The organism is Clavibacter lycopersici, from assembly GCF_003576405.1.
Taxonomy (GTDB): domain Bacteria; phylum Actinomycetota; class Actinomycetes; order Actinomycetales; family Microbacteriaceae; genus Clavibacter; species Clavibacter lycopersici.
In genome coordinates this window covers 1-373 of the sequence record NZ_QWGT01000575.1, presented here as the reverse complement: position 1 = coordinate 373, position 373 = coordinate 1, and the positions used below count along the sequence as shown (strand labels likewise).

Genomic DNA, 373 nt, shown 5'->3' with positions numbered 1-373 from the left:
TCGGCCTCGCCGGCCCGGGCGCGGACGTCCGGGCGGGCGCGCTCGAGATCGCCGGCCGCGACCTCCGCGACGCCGGTCCCCGCGAGTGGCGGCGCGTCCGCGGCACGGGGGTCGGCCTGGTGCTGCAGGACGCGCTCTCCTCCCTCGACCCGCTTCGCCCCATCGGCCGCGAGATCGGCGACGCCCTCCGCATCCATGGGATGCGGGACGCCCGCGCCAGGCGGGCGCGCGTCCTCGAGCTCCTGGAGCTCGTGGGCATGCCGGATCCCGCGACGCGCGTCCACCAGCGCTCCGGCGAGCTCTCGGGCGGGCTCCGACAGCGCGCCCTGCTGGCGGCGGCCCTGGCGCTGGATCCCCCGCTCCTCGTCGCCGA

At 79.4% G+C, this 373-nt stretch carries 1 protein-coding gene; it reads left to right on the top strand.

The window, feature by feature from the left end:
* The coding region (locus DZG00_RS16600) for an ATP-binding cassette domain-containing protein (protein ID WP_119455879.1) at positions 1-373 on the top strand (373 nt) is incomplete at both ends.